The 18,438-nt window shown below is 45.3% G+C and carries 13 protein-coding genes and 1 pseudogene; 7 read left to right on the forward strand and 7 right to left on the reverse strand.

The genetic code is table 11. The annotated features are described in order from the left end of the window. Positions 1-55 precede the first annotated feature (55 nt). On the reverse strand, positions 56-2,101 hold the full coding sequence (locus HQQ92_RS07105) for a bifunctional 2',3'-cyclic-nucleotide 2'-phosphodiesterase/3'-nucleotidase (RefSeq protein WP_028759576.1): 2,046 nt from the start codon (positions 2,099-2,101) through the stop codon (positions 56-58). A 707-nt stretch (positions 2,102-2,808) separates the two neighbouring features. Here HQQ92_RS07105 and HQQ92_RS07110 point away from each other — a divergent pair. Further along, on the forward strand, positions 2,809-4,953 hold the full coding sequence (locus tag HQQ92_RS07110; protein ID WP_173244189.1) for a M3 family metallopeptidase: 2,145 nt from the start codon (positions 2,809-2,811) through the stop codon (positions 4,951-4,953). 222 nt (positions 4,954-5,175) lie between these two features. On the opposite strand, the gene HQQ92_RS07115 is transcribed toward HQQ92_RS07110, so the two are convergent. The 3 genes from HQQ92_RS07115 to HQQ92_RS07125 all read right to left on the reverse strand — a co-directional run bounded on the left by HQQ92_RS07115 (position 5,176) and on the right by HQQ92_RS07125 (position 8,499). Then, positions 5,176-5,559 carry a GCN5 family acetyltransferase gene (locus HQQ92_RS07115; protein WP_173244192.1) on the reverse strand — a complete coding sequence of 128 codons (384 nt, stop codon included), beginning with the start codon at positions 5,557-5,559 and terminating at the stop codon, positions 5,176-5,178. Further along, the gene (locus HQQ92_RS07120; protein WP_173248611.1) at positions 5,560-6,009 is read right to left on the reverse strand and encodes an acetyltransferase; all 450 of its coding nucleotides are present in this window, start codon (positions 6,007-6,009) and stop codon (positions 5,560-5,562) included. A 276-nt stretch (positions 6,010-6,285) separates the two neighbouring features. Continuing rightward, the gene (locus tag HQQ92_RS07125) at positions 6,286-8,499 is read right to left on the reverse strand and encodes a M3 family metallopeptidase (RefSeq protein WP_173244195.1); all 2,214 of its coding nucleotides are present in this window, start codon (positions 8,497-8,499) and stop codon (positions 6,286-6,288) included. 241 nt (positions 8,500-8,740) lie between these two features. On the opposite strand from HQQ92_RS07125, the pseudogene HQQ92_RS23695 reads away from it, so the two are divergent. Further along, positions 8,741-8,953, forward strand: a pseudogene (locus HQQ92_RS23695) (hypothetical protein); the annotation flags it as partial. A 447-nt stretch (positions 8,954-9,400) separates the two neighbouring features. Next, positions 9,401-9,895, forward strand: coding sequence for a hypothetical protein (locus HQQ92_RS07130; protein WP_173244197.1), 495 nt, complete (start codon positions 9,401-9,403; stop codon positions 9,893-9,895). A gap of 646 nt (positions 9,896-10,541) precedes the next feature. Here HQQ92_RS07130 and ggt read toward each other — a convergent pair. Next, positions 10,542-12,281 carry a gamma-glutamyltransferase gene (ggt, locus tag HQQ92_RS07135; protein WP_173244200.1) on the reverse strand — a complete coding sequence of 580 codons (1,740 nt, stop codon included), beginning with the start codon at positions 12,279-12,281 and terminating at the stop codon, positions 10,542-10,544. A gap of 108 nt (positions 12,282-12,389) precedes the next feature. Between ggt and HQQ92_RS07140 the strand changes: the two genes are divergently transcribed. Beyond that, positions 12,390-13,730 carry a GNAT family N-acetyltransferase gene (locus tag HQQ92_RS07140; protein WP_173244203.1) on the forward strand — a complete coding sequence of 447 codons (1,341 nt, stop codon included), beginning with the start codon at positions 12,390-12,392 and terminating at the stop codon, positions 13,728-13,730. A gap of 74 nt (positions 13,731-13,804) precedes the next feature. Here the strand turns inward: HQQ92_RS07140 and HQQ92_RS07145 are convergent, their stop codons facing one another. Continuing rightward, entirely contained in the window at positions 13,805-14,428 is a 624-nt protein-coding gene (locus tag HQQ92_RS07145; RefSeq protein ID WP_106650850.1) for a LysE family translocator, read from the reverse strand. Between the two features lie 225 nt (positions 14,429-14,653). Further along, on the reverse strand, positions 14,654-15,136 hold the full coding sequence (locus tag HQQ92_RS07150) for a hypothetical protein (protein WP_173244206.1): 483 nt from the start codon (positions 15,134-15,136) through the stop codon (positions 14,654-14,656). 296 nt (positions 15,137-15,432) lie between these two features. On the opposite strand from HQQ92_RS07150, the gene HQQ92_RS07155 reads away from it, so the two are divergent. The 3 genes from HQQ92_RS07155 (at position 15,433) to HQQ92_RS07165 (ending at position 18,173) form a co-directional block, all read left to right on the forward strand. Then, positions 15,433-15,966, forward strand: coding sequence for a YbhB/YbcL family Raf kinase inhibitor-like protein (locus tag HQQ92_RS07155; RefSeq protein ID WP_263168142.1), 534 nt, complete (start codon positions 15,433-15,435; stop codon positions 15,964-15,966). Positions 15,967-15,977: 11 nt separating this feature from the next. Further along, positions 15,978-17,105, forward strand: coding sequence for a major royal jelly family protein (locus tag HQQ92_RS07160; RefSeq protein ID WP_254306307.1), 1,128 nt, complete (start codon positions 15,978-15,980; stop codon positions 17,103-17,105). A gap of 63 nt (positions 17,106-17,168) precedes the next feature. Beyond that, positions 17,169-18,173, forward strand: coding sequence for an IS110 family transposase (locus HQQ92_RS07165; RefSeq protein ID WP_173244208.1), 1,005 nt, complete (start codon positions 17,169-17,171; stop codon positions 18,171-18,173). Positions 18,174-18,438: the final 265 nt, after the last annotated feature.

Genomic DNA, 18,438 nt, shown 5'->3' on the forward strand with positions numbered 1-18,438 from the left:
GAATAAAAAAGGCTCACGAGGAGCCTTTTGAGCATGATATTTTGGAATTGAACGCTTATTTGGTTAGGTTGATGCTATAAACGGCGAAACCCAGTTCATCCTTACCGATCTTCTTCATTTCACGCTGTTTATTGGCTTCGATAAAGGCAGCGGCTTTGTCACTGTCTTGGGTTTCGAAGCGAATGTCTAATGTGACGTTGGTAGTGATGGTTTTGAAATCCCAGTTGTAATCGGCACTTGGATTGACCATAGCTTCGTACTTACCCGTGGTTTCGTTGTACTTAGATTGCGCTGTGATATAAGCAGCTAGCGCTTCACGGTTAGTATCGGGCAGTTCAAGTACCACATGGTCGCTACCCGTACCAGCAAACTTACCCCCGAAGGCGCGGTAGTTATTTGAGGTAACGATAAACTCTTTCGCGGCAAATTCTTCACCTGTGATGACTTTGCCGTTTTCGTCTTTATAGCTTAAATCAACGATACGGTTTGCGTTGGCATTAACGACTGCGCAATCGCGGTCAAACTTGCTTGGTTGGGTCACATCAATTTTATAGGTTAAGCCATCGAGTACGTCGAAGTTATAGGTTGGATGACCATCCCAGTTGATTAAACCTTGTGGGGTGGTTTTTGCAGGGTCAATTTGATTGAACTGGTTTGCTGAGCACTCGAGCCAATCTTTCAATTCGGCGCCCGTCGCTTTGACTGCCACCATAGTATTGGGATATAGGTACAGATCGGCGGCGTTTTTAAAGGTCAGTGGGCCTTTATCAACTTGCACAAATTGATCGGCATCACTGGTTGTACCGTGGCGGCCGCCCGCTTTAAAGGGGGCGGAGGCTGATAGCACTGGCAGACCTTTTAATGCTGCAGGTAATTTCGCTTTCACGTTAGCGATTTGCGCATCGGAAACGATTTGTACCGTAGGGTCATCCTGCACTAAGGTAAGGAAGCTGTACATGTCGGCTGCGGCAACGCCGATAGGTTCATCCACAAAGGCGAGGGTGCCTTGGTGCTCGGCTGCGACTGCATCTTTAATTGCGGGATCTTGGCTAACTAACTCTTCCTTAGTTGCACCATTATATATGGGGCGAGCTTGCGTTTTCGCACTAAGGACATGCCATTTACCATCTCTACGTTCAAGTTTAAAGTCAACAACCCCTAGGTTATCACCCCAACGACCTGGCATCACAGCGGGGACGCCGTTCAGTAGGCCTTTAGTGACGTCGGTATTGGGTAAGTCGGCATACTTAGCATCAGGGAAGATAGAGTGGCTGTGGCCGAATAGAATCGCATTGATACCATCAACATAAGTCAAAGCGTAAGTGGCATTTTCAGCCATAGGATCGCCAGGATTTTCCGTTGAACCAATGCCAGAGTGAGGAATGGCGATAATGATATCGGCCCCTTTGGCTTTCATTTCGGGGACATATTTTTTCGCGGTTTCAATAATATCTTCGACCGTCACTTTACCCGTCAGATTTTGTTTATCCCACAATAGAATTTGCGGTGGCACAAAACCAATATAACCAATGTTAATGGTTTGATTATTACCTTCGCTGTCGATGATGTTTTTTTGTTTGATGATATAAGGGGTGAATAAATGCTCACCTTTTTTAACCTCATTCCAGCAACCATTATCGTCGGCGCAATAAACGTTTGAGTTGATATAAGGGAAATCTGCACCACTAATGGATTTATTTAAGAAATCTAAACCATAGTTAAATTCATGGTTACCGATATTACCGACTTCATAATCTAATAGGTTCATGGCTTTATAGGCTGGATGAATATCACCCATTTGCAGGCCAACTTTAGCCATGTAATCGCCCATTGGGCTGCCTTGTAGTAGATCGCCGTTGTCGACGAGTACGCTGTTTTTGGCTTCGTTGCGTGCAGCGTGGATTAAGCTTGCAGTACGGGCTAGACCGATAGTTGGGTCATTTTTGCCACTGTAGTAGTTGAAATCCATGATATTTGTGTGCAGATCTGTGGTTTCGAGTACCCGTAAATCGGCTTGAACGACTTTGTCGTCATCAGAATTACAGGCGCTTACACCAAGGGCGGCAGTGATCATCACTGCGAGTATTTTCTTATTTAACATAGTTATCTCTATTTATATTTATTTGACCCCAATGCATGTTCCGTAAAAGAACATGCCCATCATCCCGTTAATTCAGCGTAATTTAACTGTTAGGTTAATTTTCCGCTAAGTTAACGAGCGGGAATTATAAAGACATTTGATGATCTGAATGTGACATTAATCGGATAAAAGCTGTTTCAAATTGTGACTCAAGGTTTGCCTGCCTAAATAGTGAGCCGTTTAGCCTGTTTATTTGTTGCATTAATGTTTAAATGATTGCAGTAAACAGTTTATTAAGAAGAATTAATATTTGTTATTGGAATGGCATTTTATTTGCTCAGCCCCTTGTCTATGTCGGGGATATTTGACGTAAAATTTCAGTAGAATTGTTTTAAATAATTCTTTTACATAAAATTTTAGCCAATGTTAATCACCTATGCTCACATGTCTCTTGGCTTGATTGAGGTGAGTTAGGTTTAGCGTAGCGTTGGCATAGGCTTATTTAGACGGGCAATACACATAAAGTGATACAAATTAGCTGTGCTCTGGGCGGGTAAAACTTGGCTGAAATGCGCGTAACTTGTTAAGGTAGTTCATCGAAATTGACGTACGAAGCTACACAAGTTCGTTAAAACAGACTGTTGTAAACCGAAAGCCAAAATCCGTTTGCGCGCACCTTTCACCTTAAAAATACAATCGAAAGGGCAGCAACATCCAAGGGAGTTAATATGCGTAAGTCCGTTATTACCACAGCCGTAGCTGCGGCATTGTTACTTGGCGCTTGTTCAGACAAGCCTGATGTAAGCACCAATGAAGCCAAAAATGCCGTTGCGACTCAATCCGCTGCTAAAGCGCAAGCAACTAATGTGCTGCTGAGCAAGAGTCCACTGCAAGATCAAGCGCCGCAATTTAATCTTATTCAGTCCGCAGATTATGCTCCCGCCTTCGAGCAGGGCATTAAAGCTCACGATGCAGAAATCGCTGCGATTGTGAATAACAAACAGGCGGCTAGTTTTGACAATACCATTCTCGCCATGGAAACCTCGGGTGAATTGTTAACGCGCGTATCGCGTACCTTCTTTAATCTCGCAGGTCTGATTTCTGATGATGATTTCCAGAAAACTGAAGCGGATCTGGCACCTAAGCTTTCTGCACATCGCGATAATATTTATCTCGATCCGACTTTATTTGCCCGCGTTGAAGCCGTATACCAGCAAAAGAGCAGCCTAAATGCGGAAGATCAGCATTTAGTTGAATACTACTATGAGCAGTTTGTCCGCGCTGGCGCGAAATTGTCGGCTGATGATAAAGCTAAGATGCGCGACTTTAACGCTGAGCTTGCAACCTTAGCGACGGACTTTTCACAAAACAGCTTAAAATCATTTAAAGATGATGTGATTGTTGTGACTGATAAAGCCCTGTTAGCCGGTTTATCCGACAGCGAAATTGCTACTTTAGCTGCGGCTGCTAAAGCTGCTGGTAAAGAAGGCTATTTGATTACGTTAGTCAACACGACACGTCAACCTGTACTTTCTAGCCTGAGCAACCGTGAACTGCGCCAAAAAGTATGGGAAACCTCGGCGCACAGAGCCGTCGCAATCAATGGTCCATTGATTGTCAAAATGGCGCAAATACGGGCTAAAAAAGCCAATTTACTGGGGTTCGATACTTGGGCATCCTATGCGGTTGCCGATCAAATGGCGAAAACCCCTGCTGCTGTGTATGAAATCCTCGATGATTTAGCGCCAAAAGCTTTAGCTCGCGCCAAAGTGGAGGCGGCTGATATTCAAGCTGAAATCAAAAAGGCGGGCGGTGATTTTGAACTGCAACCTTGGGATTGGGCTTACTACGCCGACAAAGTGCGTAAAGAGAAATACTCCCTCGATGAAAGCAGTATCAAGCCTTATTTCGAGTTTAATACTGTGCTGAAAGACGGGCTGTTTTTCGCTATGCATAAATTGTATGGCATCAGCTTAAAACCGCGTACTGATTTACCCGTGTGGCATTCCGATGTTTTAGCCTTTGAAGTCTTTGATAAAGATAACAGTTCTATTGGCTTATTCTATCTAGACCCCTATGCCCGTGAAGGCAAAGGCGGCGGCGCGTGGATGGATGAGTTCGTCACCCAAAGCGGTCTGCTCGGCACTAAGCCCGTTGTCTATAACGCGCTTAATATTCCTAAGCCAGCCGATGGCCCAACGCTAATGACCTTCGATGAAGTGACCACTCTGTTCCATGAATTTGGCCATGCGATACACGGTTTATTCTCGCAGGTGAAATACCCAAGCGTGGCTGGCACATCAACCGCACGTGACTTTGTTGAGTTCCCATCACAGGTTAACGAAGATTGGAATATCGATCCTGCTGTGATTGCTAACTATGCCAAACACTATAAAACGGGTGAGCCAATTCCTAAGGCGCTGCTCGATAAAATCTTAGCGGCAAATAAGTTTGGCCAAGGTTTTGATACCGTTGAGTACCTGTCAGCGGCCTTGTTAGATATGGAATGGCACTCTATCAGCGCCGATACTCAAATTAGCGATGTAGAGAAGTTTGAGCACCAAGTGCTAGCTAAACATGGTCTTGATTTTGCGCCAATTCCACCCCGTTATAAATCGAGCTACTTTAGCCATGCCTTCTCCGGTGGTTATTCCGCAGGTTATTACGCGTATTTGTGGACCGAAGTGTTTGCCGCCGATGCCTTTGCCTATATGGGTGAGCAAGGTGGCTTAAAAGCCGATAATGGTGACAAATTCCGTAAGGAAGTCTTATCTAAAGGTAACAGTGAAGATCTCATGCAAGATTATATTCACTTTACTGGTAAAAAACCGACAACAGAGGCACTGTTAAAGCGCCGCGGTTTAGTCGATTAATTGATTAATTGATTAATTGTAAAAAGCTAAAGGCTTGTTAGGGAAACCTAACAAGCCTTTTTTATTGATGTCAGGGCGGATTTATTAACCATTTTTTGTTTCAAGACAGGAGGTTTAGAGGATAAGGAAATCTGCAGGTAACGCTCCTAATCACAGTTCCAAAATAGTTTGTTGGAATGTTGTCGAAAGACAGTCTTAAACTATTTTTTATTGATTAAATTGTTATGTTTGATTGTCACTTATAAAGTTAGTAATAGTGTCCTCCTTACGTTGACTCTCTAATAGCCACTCAACCCTCCATTCAGTTAGGCGTTCACCTGTTTTATGAATGAATTTTCCTGCTTCTGGTTCATCAATCCATTCAAGCTGTTTAACAAGTACTAAAGGCGCTTCAGACCCGTCAGTTTCATTCGAAAATTCAAGAGCCTCATTATAAGTATGAAATGCGTAATAGTAGATTTCACCATCAAATTCATCTGGAGCACCTTGCCAAGGGCGGCACCAAACACGATATTCTAGTACTTGATCATAGAAATAACCGCCGCCTGATTTTGTTTCCGCCGGATACTCTCCAATCCTATTCTCATCGATTGAATCAGGATACATCTACAATCCCTCAATGGAATATAACGCCAGATGCAACAGCGGATAAGGTTTACCCTGTCCATCAACGGGTGAGCGACCCGTTACTGAAAAACCAATATGCTGGTAAAAACCTAATGCTTGCTGATTCTGCTCATTAACATCAACCTTTGTGGCTCCCAGTTCTTTAATGGCATGTGTCGCTAGCATGGAACCAATCCCTTTTCCGCGCGCGTCAGGTGAGATGAACAGCATTTCAATATTGCCATCATGTACCCCGCAGAATCCGAGGATTTCTCCATTGTCATTTTTAGCGCACTTTAAGTGAACGGCGTCAAAATATTGTTCGAGGATCAACGGCTTTAATTCCTGTAGATCTTCTTCTGCTAAAAAGTCATGGGTTGCTCTCACTGATGCTTCCCAAATATTGAGCAGACTAAGATGATCTGCTTTTTCTACCATCTCAATATTCATCATATAACTCTATTGAAAATTTAATGCCGCCTAAGCGGTGAATCATAGTGGGTTAACATGTGAAGCGGAAACGTACCACCTTTACGAATCCGCGTTTAAAAAGTTTAGGCGTAAGTTCCGTAACATCTTTTTCCCAAGATGTTACCTGCCAAGCTGCACTCTGTCATCTTGACCTTTCTCGCCATTTCCCTATTTGGTATCAGTAAAATAAAAACAGGGAGTGTTAGCTCCCTGTTGGTGATATTTCAAACTTCAATTTAGAGGGATGATGTTATGTTACTCGGCCAGTAATCCGCGGCTACGTAGTAGCGGCTCTATACCGGCTTCTTTACCGCGGAAGTTTTTATACATCAGCATAGGATCATCGCTGCCGCCTTTCGAAAGGATATTGTTACGGAAGGAATCCGCAGTGGCCTTGTCGAAAATGCCGTTTTCTTTAAAGGCTTCGAAAGCATCCGCACCTAAAATATCCGACCAGAGGTAGCTGTAGTAGCCTGCTGAATAACCACCTGCGAAAATATGCGAGAAGTAAGTGCTGCGATAGCGTGGGCTAATTTCCTCAATCAGTCCCATTGCCGCTAACGAGTCCGCCTCAAACTTGGCCGCATCCTTTGGCGTTGTATCGGTTAGTGTGTGCCAATCTAAATCGAGTTTAGTGGCCGCCATGTATTCAACGGTAGAAAAACCTTGGTTGAACTTGCTGGCCGCTTGGATTTTCTGCACTAGCTCCTGCGGGATCACTTTGCCAGTTTTGTAGTGCTTGGCAAATTGGGCTAACACTTCTGGCTGAGTCATCCAGTTTTCATTCACTTGCGATGGGAACTCAACGTAATCGCGAGGTACGGCGGTGCCGCCCTGTGAGCGATATTCGACGTTCGATAACATGCCGTGTAGTGCGTGGCCAAATTCGTGGAATAGTGTGCTGGCTTCATCGAAGGTCAGCAGCGCTGGCTCATTACCCGCTGGGCGAGGGTAGTTTAATACGTTGATAATAATAGGTTTAGAATCAACGCCATTCATATTGTATTGCTTGCGGAAGGAGTTCATCCAAGCGCCGCCACGTTTGCTGTCACGGGTGAAATAGTCACCCATAAAGATGGCCATCAGTTTGCCGTCTTTATCGTAAACTTCCCAAGTACGGACTTCGGCATTGTATTTGGGTAAGTCGGTACGTTCTTTAAAGGTCAAACCGTACAAACGGTTAGCCGTGTAGAACACGCCTTTTAATGTACTGTCGAGGGAGAAATACGGGCGGGTTTGTTGCTCGTTAAAGCTGTACTTAGCGACACGAATTTTGTCGGCGTAGTAATCCCAGTCCCACGCTTGCAGCTTAAAATTGCCACCTTGAGCGTCAATCATGGCTTGCATATCAGCCACTTCGGTTTTTGCTTGGGCCAATGCCGCTGGCCATACTTTATTGAGTAAACCGTAGACGTTTTCTGGTGTTTTAGCTGTGCGTTCTTCTAACACGAAATCCGCATGGGTTTTATAGCCCATCAGTTGAGCACGTTCAGCACGCAGGGCAGCAATCTTAGCGAGTATAATCTTGTTATCGTTGGCGTTATTGTTGTTACCGCGCTCGATATAGCCTTTGTAGAGTTTTTCACGTAACTGGCGATTATCGGCATAGGTCAAAAAAGGCGTAATAGAAGGGCGAGACGTGGTAAATACCCACTTGCCTTCGTGGCCACGTTTTTTGGCGGTTTCAAAGGCTGTGGCAATCACATCTGCGGGTAAACCCGCGAGATCGGCTTTACTATCAACCACTAATTCGAAGGCATTGGTTTCGGCTAATAGATTGTCACCAAAGGTTAAATTGAGTTTGCCGATTTCTTCGTTCAGCGCGCGCAGTTTGGTTTTATCTGGCTCGCTTAAGTTAGCGCCGCCACGGGTGAAAGATTTATAGGTATCTTCCAGTAATTTGGCTTGGGCTGTGTTGAGCTTCAGGTTGTCTTTTGCGTCGTGGACGGCTTTAACTTTTTGAAACAGTTTGTCATTAAGCAAAATATCGTCTTCGGCGGACGATAACATAGGCGACACTTCTTTCGAGAGTGCTTGCAATGCTTCATTCGTATCCGCGCCCGTCAGGTTAAAGAAGACGTTAGAAACGCGCGTCACTAGATCGCCAGAAAACTCCATGGCTTCAATCGTATTGGCGAAGGTGGGTTTGGCTTTATTATCAACAATTGCTTGAATTTGTTCGTGTTGTTGGGCGATTCCCGCTTTAAATGCGGGGAGGAAATGCTCAGGCTTGATTTTATCGAAGGCCGGAATTTCCATAAAAGTATCATAGGGTTTAAAGAATGGATTAGTCGCATTCTGGCTGATAATTTGTGCTGACACTGCATTTGGCGCCGCACTTGCTTGAACACTGGCATCGGGTTGTTGTGTGCTACAGGCGCCCAAAGTTAAGGCTAAAGTGATGGCACTTAGCGTGAGCTTAGCTCTGTGTGGCGTGAGGGCTTGCGATTTGAGGGTTAGTCCCTTCATTATTTGTTCCCCGTTAGGTCGATATTGTTATGGATGTTTGCATGATGATGGCCTTGGATTTCAGGAAAAATTTGAAGTCTACGTGCGGCTAAAACCATTAAATTAAGCTTAATGTGACTGTTTAACATGTATCGGACTAGGGGTTCCATCGATTTTGTGTTTAGTTTGTAACAAATGTTTTGTTTTAGGCTTTTAAGCAAAAAATGATGGCAAACTGGGCGAGGATATTATTGCATCTCAGGCACGTTTTCTTGGCTTAGTCGACCCTAAACCCATTGCAATTGGCGGCTCAACGAACAGTAAATTACTCCCCATTGCTTTAAGTTTTGACCCAGCGATGCTGGGCGTGGAATACACAGGCCATACCGAAAAAGAGTTTATCACCCACAAGCAATTCATGCTGAACCTAAAAATGTATACCGCAGCGTTTATCGAGCTATCGGCGGTGAAATAGTGATCTCTACCATTACAAACTTCGCTTGAATTCTTTAATCACAATCAAAGTCGTGGGGCTTCACCCCACACCCGACCAAGGAGGACTGCTCGTCCTATCCTCCTTGGATGCTCCATGACGCCCCCAACGGAGTTGAGAGCCCCTTGTGCTCATTGCCAAATTTGCTATCGCTTCCGAAGGATGCGTCCTTGCACCTGCGAAAGCTAGCTCGCCATCCATGGCGAGACTCACGCAATTTGTCTATTCGCCCTGCGGCAACTCCGAGGGGAGGTGTATTCCTTGGAGTTTAGAGTCGTTAGATAGCGATTCATCAGCAAAAAATAAGTGCGAAAAATGAGAAAGCTAAAACGATATCAAGTGATTACCCATCAAACTGTATAAAAAACCGCTTCCGCAAAAAAGCAAATTCCTATAGCATCATTTATACCAATTGACATGGATGTAACTGTGGACTTAGGTGTAAATCAACTACTCCAAAATGAGGGGGTTGGATTAGTGCCAAGCTATGCACCGATAGTCGGACGAGCACTTGAACATGAGTATCAACACCAGAGTATTGAATGTCATGACTTATTCGGGGATGACCTGTTAATACCAAATTTCGATGCGTTATCTTGGGATCAAATCATCGAACTCAGAGGTGATAAATACATTGAAGCCTTTAGAAGTATGGTATTTGAGACAGTTATCGACAATCCAACTTCTGTAGATAAAGCTTTGGTTTCCCAAGTCCAAAAAGACCTTTGGGATTTAGCTTCTGAAGTAAAACCAAGTATCACAAAAACATTTTTGACAGGTTTTTTGGGAAATTTGCCATCGCCTTTAATACTTAACCCAATAGGTATTGGCGCTGCAATTAACGACACTTACCAGGCAAAACAAAGAGCTGATAGGTATGGGCACGTATTCTTTATCCAAGGCATACGAGGAAAAGAGAGTTAACAAGAGCCAATTAAGGCGAACACCTAATAGTTGGTGCGTTCGCTTCGTTCACAATTATAGCCAACTATTATCCGCCGCCTATTGGGGCGTTACCCATAGAGATTTTAATTCGAAACTCACAAATTAGAGTTAGGAATCTAACTCATGTATGTCCAAAAGTATGTTGCGTATGTCTTTTAAATCTACAGGTTACACTAGTGCCAAAAAGGTGAGTCATGGTGATTAGCGAGACGACCGTCCGCCCCATGGACGGGGCGGTCGAGCATCCAAGGACGGACTAGCTGCGTGTCGATGAGTGAATGCCATGGTAAGCCTATATGAGTGTATACCAGCCAACCACTAGGATCCCAACGATTGAAATAACATGTCACCCGGTACAAATTGCCTATGCCACTACAGTCTAAAGGTCAGCTATATTCAGTATGAAAATCAGCTATTCAAAATAATAAAAAGCCCTGCTTATACAGTGATTTATAGCAGGGCTTTTTTAAGCGAGAGTTTGCATTCACTGAGCGGAAGGACAAGCTTTACTCAGGGTTTATGACCTAGTTCGAATAGGTCATAAATCCTTTTATCTCATTCACTTCTTTATCTCACTCATCTCTTTACACTCATCTCTTTCACTAACATTGGCATCATGGGGATGCTAGTAGCCGATAGCTTCGCTACCCGAGTGGCGTGGATCAGAAGCACCAAAAATTCCTTGTTCGGTCACCATGATTGATTGTGTGCTGCCCATAGCGGATTGTACTTTCACTTTGTGTCCTTTGGCTTCGAGCAGGGAAATGGTATCGCGATTAAAGCTGGACTCGACTCGCAATTCATCGGGTTGCCATTGATGATGAACCCGCGCCGCATTACTGGCTTCCGCGATATTCAATCCATGATCAATAACATTCATGATGATCTGCAGTGTGGTGGTGATAATGCGCGAACCACCTGGACTGCCAGTGACGAGGAAGGGTTTGCCATCCTTCATTACTATTGTTGGGCTCATTGAGCTGAGTGGGCGTTTATTGCCCTCGACCGAATTGGCATCACCGCCCACTAAACCGTAGCCGTTGGGCACGCCGGGTTTGGCTGAGAAATCATCCATCTCGTTATTGAGCAAAATGCCAGTTCCCTTGGCCACTAAACCTGAACCGTAGCTGAAGTTTAAGGTGTAAGTGTTTGAAACCGCATTGCCCCATTTATCCACTACCGAGAAGTGAGTGGTTTGGTCGCTCTCATAGGGGGCGAGCTTGCCGGGCTTGATTTCAGCGCTCGGTGTTGCCTTATTCATCGCAATTTGGCTGGCGATTTTTTGGGCGTAGTCCTTACTGGTTAAGGCTCTGACGGGCACCTTATAAAAGTCGGGATCGCCTAAGTATTCGCTGCGATCGCTATAGGCGTACTTCATGGTTTCTGCCATCAGATGAATCGTCTGGGCGGTATTGTGGCCGAGTTTGTCTATTGGGAATTGCTGCAATACGTTGAGCATTTCGATGATGTGCACGCCGCCCGATGATGGCGGTGGCATAGACACAACCTCGTAACCGCGGTATTCGCCGCGCACGGGTTCACGTTCCACAACTTTATAATTTTTAAGGTCGTCTAAGGTCATAATGCCGCCAGCTTCTTTCACCGCATTGATGAGCTTAGTGGCGGTTTCACCTTCGTAGAATCCTTTGGTGCCTTTTTCTGCGATAAGACTTAACGAATGGGCAAGTTCAGGTTGTTTAAGAATATCATCCACTTGATAGTCACTGCCGTCGGCTTTGTAGAAGATAGCGGCCGTGGTTGGCCATTGGGCCATGCGGCGTTTTAGGCCTGCAAGGGATTGGGCAAGATCTGGGGTGATGCTAATGCCTTCCTGCGCCATTTTGATCGCGGGTGCCGTAACTTGGGCGAGAGTCATAGTGCCATATTTTTCAAGGGCTAAGCTCATGCCCATCACAGTACCTGGCACACCCACGGCAAGACCGTGTTCGCGGCTTAGTTTTTCAACTGCATCACCATTTTCGTCGAGGAAAATGTTTTTCTTGGCTTTAGACGGCGCCATTTCGCGATAATCGATAGCGATGGTTTTGTTTTCTTTGGCAATATGCACCAGCATAAAACCACCGCCGCCGATATTGCCAGCACGGGGTAAGGTGACTGCCAAACTGAAGGCGACAGCCACGGCGGCGTCAACCGCATTACCGCCTTGCTTTAGGATCTCAACGCCGGTGCGACTGGCGAGAGTTTCTTGGCTTGCGACCATGCCATGCTTAGCCCACACAGGTTGTGCGGTGGCCATCTGGCTGAAAATTGGCGATTCATCGGCAAGCAGACTGGGAGATGATAGTAAGGGAAGCGCCATCGCAATGGCGAGAATAAGAGGTCTAAAAGGTCTTGTTGGACGCATACTCAATCCTGAATTTATTTTAATTATGGCTATGCAATGTGCCGAGAATTAGGCTTAATTGCAACCTCGTATACTTGTTCACACCAGTAAAGGACGATAATTTACCCAATGAGACAGCTTATTTTGGCTTTTGCGAGCTCAATGTCGGATATTTCGGCCAGTGCGTGGAATGCCGCCATGGGTGAGGCGAATCCATTTTGCCGCCATGAGTTTCTGTTGGCACTTGAGCAAAGCCGCTCCGCCTGCACTGCAACCGGTTGGACGCCTCGACATTTATGCGTGTTCGATGCGGGTGACACATTAAATGATGTCGCCAGTAAGGATAAAAGCTTGTTGCCTTTGGCTGAAGGAGGGTTTATCAGTGTGCAAACGGCTAAGCACTTCAATCAGTTCCCACTTATTGCCGTCATGCCCTTGTACCAAAAATCCCACTCCTACGGTGAGTATGTGTTCGATTGGGCGTGGGCCGAAGCCTATGAGCGCCATGGGCTCGATTACTATCCCAAATGGGTGAATGCGATCCCTTTTACCCCAGTGCAAGGTCAACGGATGGGCATTCATCCCGCAGTAGAGCGCGCCGAGCAACTGCGCGTGGCGGCATTACTGCTGATGACATTGAATCGCCGACTAATATCAGCGCAGGATAATCTCGTACCTAAGGAAGCTATTCTTAATGAGCCAGAGCAGGGCTTTACCCCGATTTCCTCATGGCACAGCCTGTTTGTGACCCTAACACAAACGCCGTTATTTGAAAGTTTGCCAAATTCGCTGTTAAAACGCTTAGGCACTCAGTTCCATTGGCATAATCGCAGTTATCGGGATTTTAATGATTTTCTGGCGGGCTTTAGTTCCCGTAAGCGTAAAAATATCTTGAAGGAGCGGGCGCAGTTACAGCCTTTTAATCTTAAGTTTCAGTTTGTCGAAGGGGAGCAGATCACCGCTTCGCAATGGCAGACTTTTATCCAATGTTATCAATTAACTTACCTTAAACGCTCCGGTCATCGCGGCTATTTAACGCCAACCTTTTTTCAGCAGTTGGGGGCACAACTCGCTGCGCAAGTCCTACTGTTGGTGGTTGAAGATGCAAAGGGCGAGATGGTCGCTGGCGCCTTGTATTTAAAAGGTGAGAATACCCGAGGGCAGAAATGCTTATATGGTCGTTATTGGGGGACGACGGTTGAGCTTGACGGTTTACATTTTGAGGCCTGTTATTATCAAGGTATTCAATATTGTATTGAACATGAGTTTCAAGTGTTTGATGCGGGCGCGCAGGGGGAACATAAGGTGCTGCGAGGCTTTGAACCCGTAGCAATGTATTCCTACCATAACATCGCCCATTTGGGATTTAAGGCGGCGATTACGGACTTTGTTGAGCAAGAAACACTGCAAATGCAGCAATATATGGCGCAGATGCAGGATGTGTTGCCCTACAAAAAAGCGCCTTCATAAAGACCGAGTTAACGGGACTTTATTGGGTTAATTTTAGGTAGAACAGGTTACATTTAAGCGGTTAGTTCAAACCGTTAGCTCATGGCTAACCAAACTCCTACGCCTATCATTAGGCTGCCCGCAATGCGGTTTAACCAGCGAATATTATCACCACGGCTCAAGAAGATGCGCAGGCTTTTGCCACCACTGGCGTAGGCGAGCATAGAGGTAAATTCGGTCACCATGATAATGCTCAGTAAGGCGAGGAGCTGCGGCGCGACGTCGCGCTCGGCATTGATAAAAGGGGGTAGTAGCGACACCATAAATGCCCAACCTTTTGGATTGGCAATGGCGGTAATAAAGCCTTGAGAGATCAAGGTAACATTGCTGGCTCTGGGGTTAGTGTCATCATCACTTAATATGGCCATCTTGCCGCGCGCGCGCCACATCTGTACGCCGATAAAGCCTAAATAAATCCCGCCGATCCATTTAAAAATTTGAAATACTTCGGGATAGTTGAGCATGATACTGGCAACGCCCATCACGGCGGCCGTGGCCACTAACGCCACGCCTACCAGTTCACCCAGCATCATCCACAGGGTGCGGCGCACACCTATGCTCATACCCAGTGTCATGGCGAGTGTCATGCACATGCCCGGCGTGATAGAAACAAAGAAAAAAGTCGGGATAAACACAGCGAGTAAGGCAAAATCAGGCATGGTTTGGTCATTCTTGGGTGAAGATGAGAAGGTCGATAGTGTAATGAAAACGGAGGATTTAGCCAATCTGCTTATTTTGAACTTGCTCTCTTTAAATGTAATCGGTTGTGTTGGCTGGCGATATTTCACGCAAAAAGCATATTGTAGTTATTATTAACAATATGCTCACTAACCCCATTGTGATTAATTCTGCAGTTGTTCGGTTAACAGCGATTAACTTCATAGTTAACAAGATAAGACATTGACTGTAGGTTCTACATCAGTATCGATCAAGTAGACACTATCGGCGCCCACCATATAATAACTGTATAGGTCTTGGTAAATATGTTCGCCTAATTCACCATAATAAGGACGGCGTGCATTTTTTACCGACTTCCATATTGGCCAAGGTAAAGAAAAATAATCGGCATTGGATTGATTCGTGATATTTAAATCTGAATCAATAGGGAATGGCGTATTGCTTTTATCATCATGTAGAATATCGCTAAAGTTATCACTTATGTTATCTAAGAAGGTTTGATAACTTGACTCATCAATTACTTGTATTCCAGATATCGTTGGGAAATATAATTCCATTGTGAATGCATCGTTATCAAGTTCCTGCCACAGAATGGTTAAAGATAAATGGTCTAATCTGCAACTCAGGTTCGGGTGTGGCTTTAGGTTTCTGTTCACGGGAAACCAAGGTTGATAATCCGCTTTAATCATAGCGAATCCTCGTTATATTATTGTGTTAATAACATATCTTAGTCGTTTGGTTGTTACTTTTTTGCATTATCTTTGCTGAAACTACCATAACCTAAAAATAACTGAGAAGCATGTTGAGATTATCCAATATTTTTTGAAACTCATATCAACCAAATGCGCCTTATCAATAATAATTTGATTGATATGCTAACCCACATTCTCAAATCAATGGTAATGACTGTTCTAGGACAGTTCAAAAATGGGTTCAGCATATTATGAAATCGCCTTATTTCTCCTCTTTCAAAAAGACTCTCTTGGTGACTGTCGCTTTGGCTGCCAGTATTAATTACGTTATGGCTGACGACAGTGCCTCTGCGTTTAGTCTCGAAAGTAATTTAGCTGATAATTCAAGGTTTCCTCCTGAGTATTATTGGAATCAATTTGGTTGTTCGGGCGAAAATATTGCGCCGCGTTTAACTTGGCAAAATGTACCTGCCGGTACCAAGAGCTTTGCTGTCACTTTATATGACAAAGATGCGCCTACTGGCAGTGGTTTTTGGCACCGTGTTGTGTATGACATTCCGGCACAGGTGTCGACTCTCGCAGGTGGTGTGAATGGCGGAGCGCTACCCAGTGGTGCCATTGAAGCTAATACCGATTTAGGTAAACCTGGATTCTTTGGACCTTGTCCACCAGAGGGACGTGAACACAGTTATGTATGGACAGTGCATGCTTTGGATGTGGCGCAGTTGCCGATAGACAAGGGATCAACTCCCGCTTTGGTGGGATTCTATCTTTGGCAGCATAGATTAGGCGAAGCAAGTTTAACGCTTTTAGCTGGCCCACGTTAGGAGGAATGAAGATGACCATATTATCTACGCGCATTACATACCCAATGTTATCAAAGGTTTTTACACTACTGGCAACCAGTTTGTTGTGTTCTCACTCATGGGCGACACAGACTGAGCCGCTGGCAAAAATGGAAGTCTTTGCCGAACTTGATGGGGCTGTGGGCGGTATTACTTTCACATCAGATGAACGATTGATTTTCAGTTATCACCCTTTCTATCAACCTAACATTAAGGTGGCAGAGCTTTTAGCGGATGGTAGTACTAAGCCATTTCCTAATTCGGATTGGCAGCAATGCCATGATCCGCAGGGCAAAGCGAAAGAACCTGACACTTGCCTTAATTGGGTGTTGGGGCTGCGAACCGACGATCAAGACAGAGTTTGGCTATTAGACTCTGGCCAGCAGGCGCCACGTATTGAGCCTAAATTAGTGGCATGGGATACCAAGAAAAACCAATTAGATCGCATTATTCATTTGCCCGCGCCAGTCTCTCTTCCTGAGTCACAACATAATGACTTTGTTATCTCATCTCGACATCAAGCGATTGTGATTGCCGATGAGGGGATTGGCACCGGTCCCATTGGTGAAAAGGCTGCGCTGGTGGTTGTGGACTTAAATACAGGGAAAAGTCGGCGCCTATTACAGGGTGATAACAGTGTGATGCCAGACTTACAGCGGCCACTGATTATCGATAAAGACTCAAAAGGTAGAAAGCAGATTGAAGTCTATGTGGGTGCCGATGGCATTGCTTTAGATAAAACCCAAACATGGCTCTACTTTGCCCCGATGAATAAAGACAAAGTTTACCGTGTGCGGATGACAGATCTCATCAATCCTTCGTTAACGCCTGCGGCACTCTCTGCCAAAGTGGAGGCTTATGCCGATAAGCCCGACAACGGTGGCTTAAGTATTGATGAAGCGAATAATTTGTATCTAACAGAAGTGGGAGAGCGGGCCATTGGTGTGATCCCTGCTGATTCTCGCCAGTATCGCACTTATGTCCATGATGAACGTATGGTTTGGCCCGACGGTGTGAGTTATGGCAAGCAAGGTTATTTGTACTCTGGGGCTGCGCAATTACCGTTATCGGCACCATTAAACAATGGCAAAGCTGAAAACAGTCCACCTTATTATATTTAATGAGATGGTCACTCCCTCCTTCATAGCAGTATGCTGAGAGCAGGCTTAAACAGGAGAACCATCATGGAAAATATTGCACTCATTGGTATCGATCTGGGGAAAAACTCTTTCCACATTCATTGTCAGGATCGTCGTGGAAAAGCGGTTTTTCGTAAAAAGTTTACCAGGCCAAAGCTCTTTGAATTTCTGGTAACATGTCCGGCAACCACTATTGTGATGGAAGCCTGTGGTGGTTCTCACTTCATGGCGCGCAAGTTGACCGAGCTGGGACATACACCAAAGCTGATATCACCACAGTTTGTCCGTCCGTTCGTTAAAACTAACAAAAACGACTTCGTTGATGCCGAAGCTATCTGTGAGGCGGCATCACGTCCATCGATGCGCTTCGTTCAGCCTAGAACGGAGTCTCAACAGGCCATGCGGGCTCTACATCGGGTTCGTGAGTCTCTGGTGCAGGATAAGGTCAAAACGACCAATCAAATGCATGCTTTTCTGCTGGAGTTTGGCGTCAGCGTTCCTCGAGGTGCTGCGGTTATCAGTCGGCTAAGCACGATCCTTGAAGACAACAAATTACCTCTTTATCTCAACCAGTTATTGCAGAAATTGCAGCAGCATTATCATTATCTTGTTGAGCAGATAAAAGATTTGGAAGCTCAGTTAAAGCGAAAGTTAAACGAGGATGAGGTTGGGCAGCGTTTACTGACGATCCCCTGTGTGGGTACACTGACAGCCAGTACCATTTCCACAGAACTTGGTGACGGCAAACAATACGCCAGCAGCCGTGATTTTGCGGCAGCAACAGGACTGGTACCACGTCAGTACAGCACGGGTGGCCGGACGACGTTGCTGGGGATCAGCAAGCGAGGCAACAAAAAGATCCGAACCTTGCTGGTTCAGTGTGCCAGAGTTTTTATACAAAAACTGGAACATCAGTCTGGCAAGCTGGCCGACTGGGTCAGGGAGCTGTTGTGCCGAAAAAGTAATTTTGTCGTGACCTGTGCTCTGGCAAACAAGCTGGCCAGAATAGCTCGGGCACTGACAGCTCGACAACAGACGTTCCATTCGTGAAGTCAACGAGGATAATGATTTTAAACAGCGACTTATCTGGTTTTGCGAATACTGATTATTGATGATACGAACGGCCAACCGGCCTGTTGAGGAACCTGTAAAACGGAAAGGCTCATCTGAAGCCGTATATTTTCTAGAGGTTCATCAGGCGCGGAACTCATCGAGGCGCGGGCAATTAAGCTCATTCAGACGCCGGATAGATTCAAGCAAGCCAACGATATCTTCAAAATCAGTGTTGCAAAAACGGGAGTGACCATAGATTCCG

Source organism: Shewanella sp. DC2-4 (assembly GCF_013248875.1).
Classification (GTDB): Bacteria; Pseudomonadota; Gammaproteobacteria; order Enterobacterales; family Shewanellaceae; genus Shewanella; species Shewanella oncorhynchi.

Coding starts and splice junctions, on each gene's coding strand:
- HQQ92_RS07105 (WP_028759576.1), bottom strand. CDS start 2,101: ATGTTAAATAAGAAAATACTCGCAGTGATGATCACTGCCGCCCTTGGT.
- HQQ92_RS07110 (WP_173244189.1), top strand. CDS start 2,809: ATGCGTAAGTCCGTTATTACCACAGCCGTAGCTGCGGCATTGTTACTT.
- HQQ92_RS07115 (WP_173244192.1), bottom strand. CDS start 5,559: ATGTATCCTGATTCAATCGATGAGAATAGGATTGGAGAGTATCCGGCG.
- HQQ92_RS07120 (WP_173248611.1), bottom strand. CDS start 6,009: ATGAATATTGAGATGGTAGAAAAAGCAGATCATCTTAGTCTGCTCAAT.
- HQQ92_RS07125 (WP_173244195.1), bottom strand. CDS start 8,499: ATGAAGGGACTAACCCTCAAATCGCAAGCCCTCACGCCACACAGAGCT.
- ggt (WP_173244200.1), bottom strand. CDS start 12,281: ATGCGTCCAACAAGACCTTTTAGACCTCTTATTCTCGCCATTGCGATG.
- HQQ92_RS07140 (WP_173244203.1), top strand. CDS start 12,390: ATGAGACAGCTTATTTTGGCTTTTGCGAGCTCAATGTCGGATATTTCG.
- HQQ92_RS07145 (WP_106650850.1), bottom strand. CDS start 14,428: ATGCCTGATTTTGCCTTACTCGCTGTGTTTATCCCGACTTTTTTCTTT.
- HQQ92_RS07150 (WP_173244206.1), bottom strand. CDS start 15,136: ATGATTAAAGCGGATTATCAACCTTGGTTTCCCGTGAACAGAAACCTA.
- HQQ92_RS07160 (WP_254306307.1), top strand. CDS start 15,978: ATGACCATATTATCTACGCGCATTACATACCCAATGTTATCAAAGGTT.
- HQQ92_RS07165 (WP_173244208.1), top strand. CDS start 17,169: ATGGAAAATATTGCACTCATTGGTATCGATCTGGGGAAAAACTCTTTC.